Below are 14,630 nucleotides of genomic sequence, written 5' to 3' on the forward strand. Positions count from 1 at the left end.
TATAAATTAAAAATTTTAAGACATAAAAAAACCTCATATTTATATCAATATGAGGTTTAGATTAAAACTTAAAAAGTTATTCTTATTGCTTTAACTCTTCAGTTTGGTTATAATTAAAAAGATAATCAATATCTAATTCTTTTATAGTTCCTAATTTACTTAAGGCATCAAAATCCATATCTTTCTTATTTCCAATAACCATAACATTATAATTTTCACCTTTAATGTTATTATTAAAGAAGGATTTAAGATCATCCATTGTCATATTCTTTATAGTATTATAGATTTCTTCACGGTTATCATTATCAATACCTCGCTTTTTTAAGCCTTCATAAGTCCAGAATATATTAGACTTTGTAATTCGTTTTGCTGCAATTTTCTTTAACGTTGCTTCTTTTGCTTGGTTAAATTGGTCTTCTGCTTCTGGCATATTTGTCATTAACTCCATCATTGCATTAACAGCTTGTTCTAATTTATTAGCTTGTGTACCTACATATGCCATGGTATAATCTGGTTTTCCTTGCTCACTTGCCATTCTATAACTAGAAAAAGCAGAATAAGCTAAAGATTTAGATTCTCTAATTTCTTGAAACACAATCGACGATAATCCACTACCAAAATAGGTGTTAAACAACTGAGATGCTGCCATTTTCTCTGCACTAAACTCCTCTCCTTTTGCTAATAATAAAATCTCGCTTTGTACCATGTCATAGTCTACAAAGTACACATTACCTCCTGTTTCTAAATTAGTATATTCTATTTTTTCTGGATAGTCTAATAAAGTTTCTGGTATTTTGTGATGTTTATTTAAAGCGGCTTTAGCTTCATCTTCTGCATTACCATAGTAAAATATTCTTTGCTTATAGGCACGCATTTCTTTAATCTTATTAACTAATTCAACAGGACTTATAGCTTTAAGCTCTACTTCTGAATAAATATTTCTTAATCTAGAATTTTCACCATATTGTCCGTAACTCATTAAACCATTCCAAAAAATATTTCCTTTTTGAGTTTTACCATCTTCTCTTCCTTTTAAAATACTCTGTACATATTTATCGTAAGATTCTTGGTTGGCTTCAGCGTTATTCCATAAATGTTCTAAGAGTTCTAAACCGGCATCTAAATTTTCTTTAAGACCAGAAATACCAACATATGTTTTATCACTAGAAGAAAAGACATTGTAACTTACTCCAATTTTATAAAACTCTTGTTTTAACTGTTCTGGTGTATATTTTTCAGTTCCTAAATAATCTAAATATCCAGCAGCAAGGGATAACATTTTGTCATTATCTTGTCCCATATCAAATATGATATTTAAATCAAAAATATCGTTGTTTGGGTTTTCTATAAAAGATAATTTAAGTCCGTTATCTGTTTTAGACTCTTTAATTGCTGTTTTGTAATCTATAAATTGAGGCTTTAAATCTGGAGAAACCATTTTGTTAATAGATTTTAAGAAATCAGATTCTTTACCTCTATTTAATTCTATTGGAGTAATACCAGGATTTTCAACTTTTACAATAGATTTATCTTCACCTTTAAGTTTATGTACCTCTACGTAATTATTTCCATAGAAGGTGTTTGCAAAATCCACAACTTCTTGTTTAGTGATTTTTTTCATTTCATCTAATATCTCTAAACGATTTTTCCAATCTTGCTTACCAATAAATGCATCTAAATAAGCATAAGCTGTAGCAGAGCCATTTTCGTACTCTCTAATTTGTGATAATCGCATGTCATTAATTACGGCATCTAACAACCAGTCTTCAAACTCGCCTTTTTTAATTTTATCTATTTGCTGTAACAATAAGTCTTTAACTTCATCTAATGTTTGGTCTGCTTTTGGAGAACCATAAAGTAAATGAAAACCATAATCATTATTAAAATTTGTAAAAGAAGAAGCACGTTGTACTAACTGTTTTTGATTAAGATTTAAGTCTATTAAACCAGCCTGAGAATTAGCTAACATATAATCTACTAAATTTAAAATAACCTCTTGATCAGAACCTTTTCCTTTAGACCTAAAAGCAACATAAATAGATTCTGCCGTTGGGCCTAAAACTTCTTTTTTAACAGGAGTTGTAATAGGATCTAACTCTGGAAAAGTTGGATGCGTAACTTCCTTTTTCTCGTAACTACCAAAAGCTTTGTTAACTTTTTGAATTGTAGAATCAAAATCTAAATCACCTACCATAATTACTGCCATGTTATTTGGTACATAATATTTATCGAAATAAGCATTAATAGCTTCCATTGAAGGATTCTTTAAATGCTCTGAAATACCAATTGTAGACTGTGTACCATATGGATGTGTTGGGTACAACCCTTCTAAAGTTGCAAAGTATTGTTTACGTCCATCACTATCTTGTCCTCTATTAAATTCTTCATATACAGCTTCTAATTCGGTATGAAATAATCGTAAAACTAGTTTACTAAAACGCTCACTTTCTATCTCTAACCATTTATCTACTTCGTTTGAAGGTATCTTATTTACATAAACTGTTTGTTCATTAGACGTAAAAGCATTTGTCCCTTCTGCACCTAATGAATTGGTCATTTTATCATACTCATTAGCAATAGATAACTTAGAAGCTTCTAATGAAATCTCATCAATCTTTTTATAAATTTCTTTTTTCTTTTCTGGGTCTTTTTCTGCTTTATGCTTTTCGTACAAATCAGAAATTTGTTTTATCAATTTAGATTCTTCTTCATAGTTTAGAGTTCCTATTTTATCGGTTCCCTTAAAAACCATGTGTTCTAAATAGTGTGCTAAACCTGTATTATCTGCTGGATCGTATGTTGAACCTGCTCTAACTGCAATAAGTGTTTGTATTTTAGGCTCTTCCTCATTTTTACCTAAATAAACTTTAAGCCCGTTATCTAGAGTATAAAGTCTTAATCCGGTTGGATCGTTTGTGACGGTTTCATAATTGAATCCATTAGCGTCTTGACTGGTTTCAATAATGTAACCGACCTTTTTAGTTTCGTTTTCGGTTTTACACCCAAAACATACTGCAACTAACAAAAGCAGTAATACTGATTTAGTGATTTTCATTGTATAGATTTAAATTGATTGAATAACGGATAAAAAAAATCCATTAGCTAAAAATATAGCCAATGGATTAATAACGAGATGTTTTTATATTTATTTTAACAGAAGTTTTTTATCCTAAAACTTCAGCTACTTTTTTACCAATTTCAGCAGGAGAATCAACAACATGGATTCCACAAGCTCTCATAATTTTCTTTTTTGCTTGAGCAGTATCATCACTACCTCCTACAATAGCACCAGCATGTCCCATTGTACGACCGGCAGGTGCAGTTTCACCAGCAATAAAACCGATAACAGGTTTCTTACTTCCACTTTCTTTGTACCAGTTAGCAGCATCAGCTTCTAATTGACCACCAATTTCACCTATCATTACAACAGCTTCAGTATCTGGGTCATTAATTAATAATTCTACGGCTTCTTTAGTAGTGGTTCCAATAATTGGATCCCCACCAATACCAATTGCAGTAGTGATACCTAAACCTTGCTTTACAACTTGATCAGCAGCTTCATACGTTAACGTACCAGACTTAGAAACAATACCTACATTACCAGATTTAAAAACAAAACCAGGCATGATACCTACCTTAGCTTCTCCCGGAGTAATAACACCAGGACAGTTTGGGCCAATTAATCTACATTCTTTATTTTTTATATAGTCAGCAGCTTTAATCATATCTGCAACAGGAATACCTTCAGTAATTGTAATAATTACTTTGATACCTGCATCTGCAGCTTCCATTATGGCATCAGCAGCAAACGCTGGTGGTACAAAAATAATTGTAGTATCTGCACCTACTTTTTCTACAGCTTCAGCAACTGTATTAAAAACTGGCTTGTCTAAATGTGTTTGTCCTCCTTTACCTGGAGTAACACCTCCTACAACATTTGTTCCATATTCAATCATTTGCCCAGCGTGAAATGTTCCTTCACTTCCTGTAAAACCTTGAACTATAATATTAGAATTCTTATTAACTAAAACGCTCATTTGATATTGTTGTTTTTAAGTTTTAAAATTTGTTGCACAAAAATAAGAGATTTATTACGCAAAACCGACCTCTTTTATAATTTTTATTTAAGACTAAAAATCTTTAATTAAAATTATATGTTTTTTAATTTTTGAAGAATCTCTGGAATCATTTTAACGTAAGCACGCTCCTTAAAAAATGTTCTTGCCTCTATAGCAGGAGAGCCAAAATAAGTTTTACCTTCTTCAGTGGTATGTCCTAAACCAGATTGCGCATATAAAACAGTACCCTTTGTTATTGTAATACCACTTTTTACACCAACTTGTCCCCAAATTGTTACGTTATCCTCAACAACTACGCAACCGGCAATACCAGTTTGGGATGCTATTAAACATTTTTTACCAATAACAGTGTCGTGACCTATTTGTATTTGATTATCTAATTTAGAGCCTTCTCCAATAGTTGTATCTCCTGTTACACCTCTATCAATAGTACATAATGCACCTATATCTACATTATCCTTTATAATAACACGACCACCAGATTTTAATTGATCATAACCTTCTGGCCTATTTTTATAATAAAATGCACTTGCTCCTAAAATAGTACCAGCATGTATAGTAACGTTATCACCAATAATAGCATCATCGTAAATGCTTACGTTAGAATGTATAATGCAGTTTTTACCAATAGTAACATTATTACCAATAAAACAATTTGGTTGAATTTGAGTTCCTTCTCCTATTTTAGAATCATTTGCAATTGCATAATTTGATGCTTTAAAGGGCTTAAAATGTTCTGTAAGCTTATTAAAATCTCTAAAAGGATCATCTGAAATTAAAAGCGCCTTCCCCTCCGGACATTCAACATCTTTATTAATTAAAACAATGGTAGCTGCAGATTTTAATGCTTTATCATAATATTTTGGATGATCAACAAATACAATATCACCTGGTTCTACCACATGAATTTCGTTAATGCCCAAAATTTCAAAATCGTCAGCACCTTTGTATTCGCAGTTAATTAATGATGCAATTTGTTTTAAGGAATGTGGCTTTGGAAATTTCATATCTTAATATTAAGTTCTCAGTCACAGAAAGGATTCTAACTATTGAGGTTGTGACTGCTTTCTGAAATTTATTCTTTAATACGTTCTTTATATGTGCCTTTTGCAGTTTCTACCTTAATTTTATCACCTTCATTAATAAATAGTGGTACATTAACTATTGCTCCAGATTCTACAGTTGCTGGTTTAGTAGCATTTGTAGCTGTATTTCCTTTAACCCCAGGTTCTGTTGCTGTTATTTCTAAAATAACCGATGCTGGTAATTCTACTGAAAGTGGCATATTATCTTCAGTATTAATCTGAATAGTTACCACTTCACCTTCCTTCATTAAGTCTGGTCTATCTAATGCAGACTCTAATAATCTAATTTGAGTGTAATCTGCTTCATTCATAAAATGATAAAACTCACCATCATTATATAAATATTGAAATTTATGTGTTTCTACACGTATATCGTCTATCTTATGACCTGCTGAAAATGTATTATCTATTACCTTTCCACTTGTAACACTTTTTAACTTAGTTCTTACAAAAGCAGGACCTTTACCAGGCTTAACATGAAGAAATTCTATTATTTTATAAATGTCATTATTATACTTTATACATAATCCGTTTCTAATATCTGAAGTACTTGCCATTATTATTTTTTATTTATTAATATAAGTTTTTAAGCGATTTATTGATTTCAATAAATACTATTTTAATTAGATTTAAAGTAACCTTTCATTATACCACGATGAGAGTTTTTAATGAATTGTAAGATTTCATCGCGCTCTGGAGTGGCTTCCATCTCAGCTTCAATTAAATCTGAAGCCTGTGTATTATTGTAATTTTTTTGATAAAGCATGCGGTATATATTCTGAATCTCTCTTATTTTCTCCGTTGAATAACCTCTTCGTCTTAAACCAACTGAATTAATACCAACATACGATAAAGGCTCTCTAGCTGCCTTTACATAAGGAGGAACATCTTTACGCACCAAGGAACCACCAGTTACAAACGCATGGTTTCCAATAGAACAAAATTGATGTACAGCCGTCATACCAGCTAAAATCACATAATCACCTACAGTAATATGACCAGCAAGGGTACTATTATTGGAGAATATGCAGTTATTACCGACAATACAGTCGTGTGCAATATGGCAATATGCCATTATTAAACAATTATTACCAACGACTGTTTTCATTCTGTCTGAAGTTCCTCTGTTAATGGTAACGCATTCTCTAATAGTAACGTTATCACCAATTTCTACAGTGGTTTCTTCGTCGTTATATTTTAAATCTTGAGGTACAGCAGATATTACTGCACCAGGGAAAATATTACAATTTTTTCCAATACGAGCACCTTCCATAATAGTTACATTACTTCCAATCCAAGTGCCCTCTCCAATTTTCACATTATTGTGTATTGTTGTAAAAGGCTCTATTACTACATTCTTTGCAATCTTTGCTCCAGGATGTACGTATGCTAGCGGTTGGTTCATTTCTTATTTTTTAATTATAAACATGTTTGTACTTTAGTGTAAATGGGCTTTCTTATAAAAGTTTAATATATTATTTAACTTTTGAAATTTGCGCCATTAACTCCGCTTCGGCACATAGTTTGCCGTTAGCGTATGCATATCCTTGCATATGGCAAATACCTCTTCTTATAGGTGTTATTAAAGAACATTTAAATATTAATGTATCACCAGGTACCACTTTTTGCTTAAATTTTACATTATCCATTTTCATAAAGAATGTTAAATAATTTTCAGGGTCTGGTACAGTGCTCAATACTAGTATTCCACCAGTTTGCGCCATAGCTTCTACAATTAAAACACCTGGCATTACTGGTGCACCCGGAAAATGACCTTTAAAAAACTCCTCATTCATGGTCACATTTTTCATTCCTATAACATGGTTGTCTGATAATTCATAAACTTTGTCTAGCAATAAAAATGGTGGTCTGTGAGGTAACATTTCCATTATCTGGTTAACATCCATTAAAGGAACTGAATTTAAATCTACTTGCGGAACATTATTTCGTCTCTCGTTCTTTATAAGTTTAGATATTTTTTTTGCAAATTGTGTGTTTACAAAATGTCCCGGTTTATTTGCTATAACTTTACCTCTAATACGTGTTCCTATTAACGCTAAATCTCCTAAGACATCTAATAATTTGTGACGAGCAGCCTCATTTGGATAGTGCAGTGTCAAGTTATCTAAAATTCCATTTGGCTTTACAGCAATACTATCTTTATTAAATGCTACTTTTAATTTTTCCATAGTTTTTGGAGACAATTCTTTATCTACATATACTATAGCATTATTTAAATCACCACCTTTTATAAGACCATTTTCTAGAAGCATTTCAATTTCATGCAAGAAACTAAATGTTCTAGCATCTGAAATTTCAGCTTTAAAATCTGCAACATTAGTTAAGGTAGCATTTTGTGTCCCCAGAACCTTTGTACCAAAATCAACCATTGTAGTAATTTGATACGAACTTGAAGGCATTAAAATAATTTCACTGCCAGATTCTTCATCTGTGTAAGATACTACTTGTGTTACTTCATAAACTTCTCTATATGCTTCTTGCTCTACAATACCAGCTTCTTCTAAAGCTTCTACAAAAAACTTTGAAGAACCATCCATAATAGGAGGTTCTGATGCATCTAATTCTATTATTGCATTATCTATGTCTAAACCAACCAATGCTGCTAAAACATGCTCGCAAGTTTGTATAGTTACACCATTTCTCTCTAAACAGGTTCCACGTTGTGTACTAGTTACAAAATTGGCATCTGCCTGCAACTTAGGACTTCCTTCTAAGTCTACGCGTACAAACACAAATCCTGTATTTTCTGCACCAGGTTTAAATATTAATTTTACTTCTGCACCAGTATGAAGTCCTACACCAGATAATCCTACTTCCTTTTCAATGGTTTTTTGTTTGATTTCTGTTTTAATTATTGCCATCTACTTTTTTTTCTAATTCATTAATAGTTTTTGCAAGTTTCGGTAAGTTTTTGAAATAAACATAAGATTTATTCCAGTCTGAATAACCAAAAGACGGAGATCCTTGTAAGATTTCGTTATCTTTTACATTTCTTCCAATACCAGATTGTGCTTGCACTTTAACGTTATTACCAATTACTAAATGTCCAACAATACCAACTTGGCCACCAATGACACATTGTTCTCCAATTTTGGTTGAACCTGCAACACCTGTTTGTGCAGCTATTACTGTATTTTTTCCAATTTCTACATTATGCGCTATTTGAATTTGATTATCTAGTTTTACACCAGACCTTATAATCGTAGAACCTATTGTTGCTCTATCTATGGTAGTTGCTGCACCAATATCTACAAAATCTTCCAATATTACGTTACCTGTTTGTGGTACTTTATTATAACCTCCATCTTTTGTAGGTGCATAACCAAATCCATCTGCTCCTATTACTGAACCAGAATTTATTACACAATTCTTACCAATGATACAGTCTGAATAAACTTTGGCTCCAGGAAATAGTATAGTATTATCACCTAAAACTACATTATCACCTACATAAACATTAGGATAAATTTTTACATTATCGCCAAGTTTTACATTGTTTCCAATATAAGCAAAAGCCCCTATGTATATGTTATCTGGAACGTTAACACTTTCGTGTATAAAACACGGTTGTTCTATTCCTGATTTATTAGTTTTAATTCTATCGTAATATTCTAACAACTTAGAGAAACCTTCATAAGCATCTTCAACTTTAATGAGAGTTGTAGAAATTGGTTTTTCAGGTTCAAAATTATTATTAACAATAGTAATTGAAGCCTGGGTTGAATAAATATAAGGTGTATATTTTGCATTAGATAGAAAGGTTAATGAACCTTTAGTTCCTTCTTCTATTTTAGAAAGCTTAGAAACTTCTATGTTAGTATCTCCTACAACTGTTCCGTTTAAAATACCTGCAATTTGTTCTGCTGTAAATTTCAAAAAATAATTTTTAATGTCTTTATTAGTACATGCAAAAATAGAAAAAAAGGATTACATTTTCTTTTTAGGATAGCACATATAATATTTTGTAATCGGTTTACTTAATGCTTTTAAGTTTAATTGGTCTGAAGCTTTAACAATATCCTTCACTTTTCCTGTCTTAAATAAAATGTTAATCTTCTGAAATTTATTCTGATAGGCTTGATTAGTTAACTCTCCGTTAAACACAAAGTATTGTGCTGCATGCTTAGTAATATTATGTTTTTCCATTAAAGCATCTGTATGTGATTTTAAATCTGATGATCTAATCGGTTTATTTTTTAACTTCACTTTCAATAAATTTCTATCTAAAATCATCTGACAAAGATTACTTAAAACAAAATCTTCATGCCTTTGCCATTCTTTTAATGCAGCCACAATATCATAATCATCTAACTGTGAAAAAACCTTCAGTGTATCATTTGTAAAGCTTTCTGCATTTATTTCAGAAAAAAGAAAATAAAATAACGCATTACTACTATTTAACTTCTCACCTTGCTGCACTAGTTCTTTTGCTCGTCTTAAAACTCCCATTAACAATTGTTCTGCAACAACACCTGTTTTGTGCATATAAACTTGCCAATACATAAACCGTCTGGCAATTAAAAACTTTTCTACACTTAAAATTCCTTTTTCTTCTACAACTAATTCATCATTTACAACATTTAGCATTGTAATTAAGCGTTCGCTGTTAATATTTCCTTCTGCAACTCCTGTATAAAAACTATCTCTTTTTAAGTAATCTGCTCTATCCATATCTAACTGACTAGATATTAGCTGACACATAAAGGGTCTGGGGTATTCCCCTTTAAAAATTGAAATAGCTAAAGTTAAACTTCCGTTAAACTCTTTATTTAACTCTTCCATAAAACACAGTGAAATTTCTTCGTGAGAAACATCATTTACAATACTATGTTCCATAGCATGAGAAAATGGGCCATGACCAATATCATGCAATAAAATAGCAATTAATAAACCTGTTTCTTCTTCTTGAGAAATCATAACTCCCTTAAAACGTAGGACATTTATAGCTTTCTGCATTAAATGCATACAACCTAATGCATGGTGAAAACGTGTATGATGTGCACCTGGATAAACCAAATAAGATAATCCCATTTGACTAATTCTTCTTAATCGTTGAAAATATTTATGTTGGATAATATCAAAAATTAACGAATTAGGAATGGTAATAAATCCGTAAATTGGATCGTTAAAGATTTTAAGCTTATTTTTTGTAGGCAAAATTTATAGAATTCAAAAATTATTAAACAAATATACATAACATGATAAATATTCTTTGGGTAGACGATGAAATAGATTTATTAAAGCCACATATAATATTTTTAGAACAAAAAGGGTACACCGTAACTAAATGTCAAAGTGGTACGGAAGCAATAGAAATTATTACAGATACTAATTTTGATATTGTTTTCTTAGATGAGAATATGCCTGGACTTACTGGTTTAGAAACCTTAAATGAAATTAAGGAAAAACGAGCCAACTTACCCGTGGTAATGATTACTAAAAGTGAGGAAGAATACATAATGGAAGAAGCCATTGGTAATAAAATTGCAGATTATTTAATTAAACCTGTAAATCCGAATCAGATTTTATTAAGCCTTAAAAAAAACCTAGATCACTCGCGTTTAGTTTCTGAAAAAACAACTTCTAATTATCAGCAAGAGTTTAGAAAAATTGCTATGGATTTGTCTATGGTTAATTCTTATGAAGAATGGATAGAACTATACCAAAAGCTTATTTATTGGGAGTTACAGCTTGAAGATATTGAAGATGTAGGAATGTCAGATATTTTAGAATCTCAAAAAACGGAAGCCAATATGCAGTTTGGTAAGTTTATTGAAAAAAATTATGAAGATTGGTTTCAACCTAACACAGAAGCTCCAGTAATGTCTCATACATTGTTTAAAGACAAAGTTGTACCAGAGTTGAGTGATAAACAACCTACAGTCTTAATAGTTATTGATAATTTACGTTATGATCAATGGAAAGCCTTTGAACCTATTGTAAACAACTATTACAAAAAATCATCAGAATTATCATTTTATAGTATTTTACCAACAGCAACGCAATACGCAAGAAATGCAATTTTCTCTGGATTAATGCCTGCTGATATGGAAAGTTTATTTCCTCAATATTGGAAAAATGATACTGATGAAGGAGGTAAAAACTTGCATGAAGCTGACTTTTTAAAAGAACAACTTAAGCGTTTAGGCCTAAGACACATAAAACATGAATTTCATAAAATTACAAATTTAAAAGCTGGTAAAAAGTTAGTTGAAAACTTTAAGGCTTTAAAGGATAATGACCTAAATGTTATTGTATACAACTTTGTTGATATGCTCTCTCACAGTAAAACCGAAATGGAGGTTGTAAAAGAACTAGCATCTAACGACAAAGCGTACCGCTCCTTAACTCAAAGTTGGTTTAAAAACTCACCTTTACTTGAAATGATTCAACTATCACAACAACTTGGCTTTAAATTAATCTTAACTACTGATCATGGAACAATTAATGTAAAAGCACCATCAAAAGTCATTGGAGATAGAGATACGAGTTTAAACTTACGTTATAAAACAGGAAGAAGTTTAACATATCAAGAAAAAGATGTTTTAGCTGTTAAAAACCCTAAATCTATTCATTTACCATCATTAACCATGAGCAGCTCTTTTATTTTTGCAAAAGGAGATATGTTCTTAGCCTACCCCAATAACTACAATCATTATGTGAGTTATTATAGAAACACCTATCAACATGGTGGTGTATCGTTAGAAGAAATGATTATTCCATTTGTAGTAATGCAACCTAAATAAATTAAAGATAATTAAATTTCTGATTATTAGTTAACTACAGTTTCAAATCCACAAAACGCAAAAAAAACCGATGAAATACGTAATTTTCTTGGTTATTTAAAATATTATTCATAACATTGCCGTGTAAACTACAATTTTACTAGTGGAAATTAAAGAGTATACATATCATTTAAAAGATATAGATTTCATTGCAAATGATGTTTTAAATTATCTTAAAGATAAAATTATACTTTTTAATGGCAGTATGGGAGCTGGAAAAACGACGTTTATTAATGCATTGTTAAAAGCAATGAAAAGTAATGATATCGCTTCAAGTCCAACTTTTTCTATAGTTAATGAATATAAATTACCTAACGACAAAGTTTACCATTTTGATTTTTTCAGAATTGAATCTTTAGATGAAGCCTATAATTTTGGAATAGAAGATTACTTAAACTCAAACAATTGGTTGTTTATGGAATGGTCAGAGCGCATAGATGAACTCTTACCTAATAAACACCAAACAGTTACAATAACGTACTTTGAAGACAATTTGAGGAATCTTAAATTAACAGTATACTAAACCATTTAAAATCAAATAAAAACGGTAAAAACTAAACATTATAAAGAAGAATAATCCTACAAAAATAAGTGTGTATTACGGTTTTACCGTAATATAAAGTTGTTCATTATAAGGAATTTAACATCTTTAAAGTTGTAAGCACTAATCAAAGCTTTTACTTTTGAAGTATTAATTAATTAAATCCCTTGAATTATGAAAAACAAAAGAAACTTAGTTTTGGCAATTGCTATCTTCGGAGGTATGTTATTTACTGTACAAGCTACGAACATTATTGACTTAGATGGACAAACTACAACAAAAATTGAAAAAAAGAAAAGAAAACTCGTTAAATGGGGATAACGGAAAATTAAGTAGAAGTGCTTTTGTTGGGTCAATTGTCGCCACGTTTATAGCCTCTACTCCATTATTGTATTTAATACATGAAAGTGTTCCAGATGTAAAAATTTGGGAGACTTTTTTGTTTACATATGAAAGTGGCTTTTGGGAGTCTGCACAATATGCTATGTGGGTTTATACTGGTAAAATTGTCCCATTAATTTTAGCTGTTATTTGGTTTTTTACCTGCAGGCATTGGTGGTATCACGCGATTTTAGTACCAATAGTTATGTATTCTTTTCAAATAATAACTAGCTACAACGCAGAATTACAACATATTGACGAAAACCAAATACTATTTTTATTACCTGTATTAGTGATAGTAGTTCCTTCTATTTATCTTATAAGAGCCAAAATGTTCAATAAAATAAATAATTCAGATAAAACCCTTGAAGAACTTGAAGAAGAGTTTATGATAAAACCAAGAGGTTTTTGGGGTAAGGTTAAACGGTATTTTTAAACAACCATCGTATTTTTAATTCTCGATTGAAGTTACAATTATATAACGTTATTCATTATATTGCAATGGTCAACTAAAGTAACAACTTCAATGAGTAAATCTTTATCTCCTTTTACAAAAGCGCAATTACTACCACAAGAAGAAACATTAGAAATTCTAAAACAAAAAGGAGAGCTTTTTATAGGCATCCCTAAAGAAGCACACTTTCAAGAGAGACGAGTTTGTTTAACACCAGATGCGGTTTCAGCCTTAACGGCAAACGGTCACAGAGTCTTATTAGAATCTGGTGCAGGTGAAGGAGCTAATTTCAAAGATAAAAACTATAGTGAAGCCGGTGCAGAAGTCACAAAAGACACTGCTAAAGTTTATTCTTGTCCAATTATACTAAAAGTAGAACCGCCTTCTTTAGATGAGATTAAACTAATTAATCCACAAACGCTCTTAATTTCTGCGCTTCAAATAAAAACTCAGAATAAAGTATACTTTGAAGCCTTAGCAAAAAAAAGAATTACTGCGTTAGCTTTCGAATACATAAAAGATGATGATGGGCAATATCCCGCAGTGAGTTCCTTAAGTGAAATCGCAGGTACAGCCTCCATATTAATTGCCTCAGAACTTCTTTCAAACGTCAACGGTGGTAACGGCTTAATGATGGGAAACATTAATGGCGTACCTCCTACAGAAGTAATGATTTTAGGTGCTGGAACTGTAGGAGAATTTGCTGCACGTTCTGCAATTGGTTTAGGTGCAAACGTAAAAGTGTTTGATAGCTCTATTACTAGATTACGCCGACTACAAAATAATTTAGGTCGTACAATTTACACATCAACTATGCAACCAAAAAATTTAATCAAAGCATTAAAACGTTGCGATGTTGCAATTGGAGCGGTAAGAGGTACAAATAGGGCTCCAATTGTAGTTACCGAGAGCATGGTTGACCACATGAAATCGGGTTCAGTAGTCATCGATGTTAGTATAGATATGGGTGGTTGTTTTGAAACTAGTGAGGTGACCACCCATGATAAGCCTATTTTTAATCACAATGGTGTAATACATTATTGCGTTCCAAATATTCCTGCACGTTATTCTAGAACAGCTTCAGTATCAATAAGTAATATTTTCACACCATACCTTTTAGAAATTGGAGAATATGGAGGTATAGAAAATGCCATTAGATTTGACCGAGGTTTAAAAAATGGGTTGTATTTTTACCACGGCATTTTAACTAATAAATCCGTTGCAGAATGGTTTGGATTAGATTATAACGATGCTAATTTATTAATTTTTTAATTATAGTTTTAA

13 protein-coding genes are annotated in these 14,630 nt (G+C 31.3%); 5 read left to right on the forward strand and 8 right to left on the reverse strand.

The genetic code is table 11. The annotated features are described in order from the left end of the window. Positions 1 to 82: 82 nt before the first annotated feature. The 8 genes from GN138_RS01825 to GN138_RS01860 form a co-directional block, all read right to left on the reverse strand. Positions 83 to 3,055, reverse strand: coding sequence for a M16 family metallopeptidase (locus GN138_RS01825; protein WP_157361607.1), 2,973 nt, complete (start codon positions 3,053 to 3,055; stop codon positions 83 to 85). A gap of 109 nt (positions 3,056 to 3,164) precedes the next feature. Further along, the gene (sucD, locus tag GN138_RS01830; RefSeq protein ID WP_157361608.1) at positions 3,165 to 4,037 is read right to left on the reverse strand and encodes a succinate--CoA ligase subunit alpha; all 873 of its coding nucleotides are present in this window, start codon (positions 4,035 to 4,037) and stop codon (positions 3,165 to 3,167) included. Positions 4,038 to 4,150: 113 nt separating this feature from the next. After that, complete coding sequence (locus tag GN138_RS01835; RefSeq protein ID WP_157361609.1) at positions 4,151 to 5,086, reverse strand: UDP-3-O-(3-hydroxymyristoyl)glucosamine N-acyltransferase; 936 nt, start codon at positions 5,084 to 5,086, stop codon at positions 4,151 to 4,153. 68 nt (positions 5,087 to 5,154) lie between these two features. Next, positions 5,155 to 5,721, reverse strand: coding sequence for an elongation factor P (gene efp / locus GN138_RS01840; protein ID WP_157361610.1), 567 nt, complete (start codon positions 5,719 to 5,721; stop codon positions 5,155 to 5,157). A gap of 62 nt (positions 5,722 to 5,783) precedes the next feature. Then, on the reverse strand, positions 5,784 to 6,569 hold the full coding sequence (gene lpxA, locus GN138_RS01845; RefSeq protein ID WP_157361611.1) for an acyl-ACP--UDP-N-acetylglucosamine O-acyltransferase: 786 nt from the start codon (positions 6,567 to 6,569) through the stop codon (positions 5,784 to 5,786). Between the two features lie 70 nt (positions 6,570 to 6,639). After that, positions 6,640 to 8,046: a bifunctional UDP-3-O-[3-hydroxymyristoyl] N-acetylglucosamine deacetylase/3-hydroxyacyl-ACP dehydratase gene (locus GN138_RS01850; protein WP_157361612.1), complete on the reverse strand. Its 1,407-nt coding sequence runs from the start codon at positions 8,044 to 8,046 to the stop codon at positions 6,640 to 6,642. Then, a complete protein-coding gene (gene lpxD / locus GN138_RS01855; RefSeq protein WP_157361613.1) occupies positions 8,033 to 9,061 on the reverse strand; it encodes a UDP-3-O-(3-hydroxymyristoyl)glucosamine N-acyltransferase in 1,029 nt (342 codons plus the stop codon). The genes GN138_RS01850 and lpxD overlap by 14 nt, the downstream gene beginning before the upstream one ends. Positions 9,062 to 9,112: 51 nt before the next feature. Then, positions 9,113 to 10,342, reverse strand: a complete 1,230-nt coding sequence (locus tag GN138_RS01860) for an HD domain-containing protein (RefSeq protein WP_157361614.1) — start codon at positions 10,340 to 10,342, stop codon at positions 9,113 to 9,115. Positions 10,343 to 10,383: 41 nt separating this feature from the next. Here GN138_RS01860 and porX point away from each other — a divergent pair, with 41 nt between their 5' ends. From porX to GN138_RS01880, 5 genes are all read left to right on the forward strand, one after another. Further along, positions 10,384 to 11,931 carry a T9SS response regulator signal transducer PorX gene (porX, locus tag GN138_RS01865; protein ID WP_157361615.1) on the forward strand — a complete coding sequence of 516 codons (1,548 nt, stop codon included), beginning with the start codon at positions 10,384 to 10,386 and terminating at the stop codon, positions 11,929 to 11,931. Positions 11,932 to 12,073: 142 nt separating this feature from the next. After that, entirely contained in the window at positions 12,074 to 12,493 is a 420-nt protein-coding gene (gene tsaE / locus GN138_RS01870; RefSeq protein WP_317162694.1) for a tRNA (adenosine(37)-N6)-threonylcarbamoyltransferase complex ATPase subunit type 1 TsaE, read from the forward strand. A 192-nt stretch (positions 12,494 to 12,685) separates the two neighbouring features. Further along, positions 12,686 to 12,832 carry a hypothetical protein gene (locus GN138_RS15980; protein ID WP_197429298.1) on the forward strand — a complete coding sequence of 49 codons (147 nt, stop codon included), beginning with the start codon at positions 12,686 to 12,688 and terminating at the stop codon, positions 12,830 to 12,832. Next, positions 12,795 to 13,328 (forward strand): hypothetical protein, encoded by a 534-nt coding sequence (locus tag GN138_RS01875; protein WP_231743018.1) that lies wholly within the window; start codon positions 12,795 to 12,797, stop codon positions 13,326 to 13,328. Before GN138_RS15980 ends, GN138_RS01875 begins: the two co-directional genes overlap by 38 nt. Before the next feature lie 90 nt (positions 13,329 to 13,418). Further along, positions 13,419 to 14,618 carry an alanine dehydrogenase gene (locus GN138_RS01880; protein WP_157361617.1) on the forward strand — a complete coding sequence of 400 codons (1,200 nt, stop codon included), beginning with the start codon at positions 13,419 to 13,421 and terminating at the stop codon, positions 14,616 to 14,618. Positions 14,619 to 14,630: the final 12 nt, after the last annotated feature.

Source organism: Winogradskyella endarachnes (genome assembly GCF_009741275.1).
GTDB classification, from domain to species: Bacteria; Bacteroidota; Bacteroidia; order Flavobacteriales; family Flavobacteriaceae; genus Winogradskyella; species Winogradskyella endarachnes.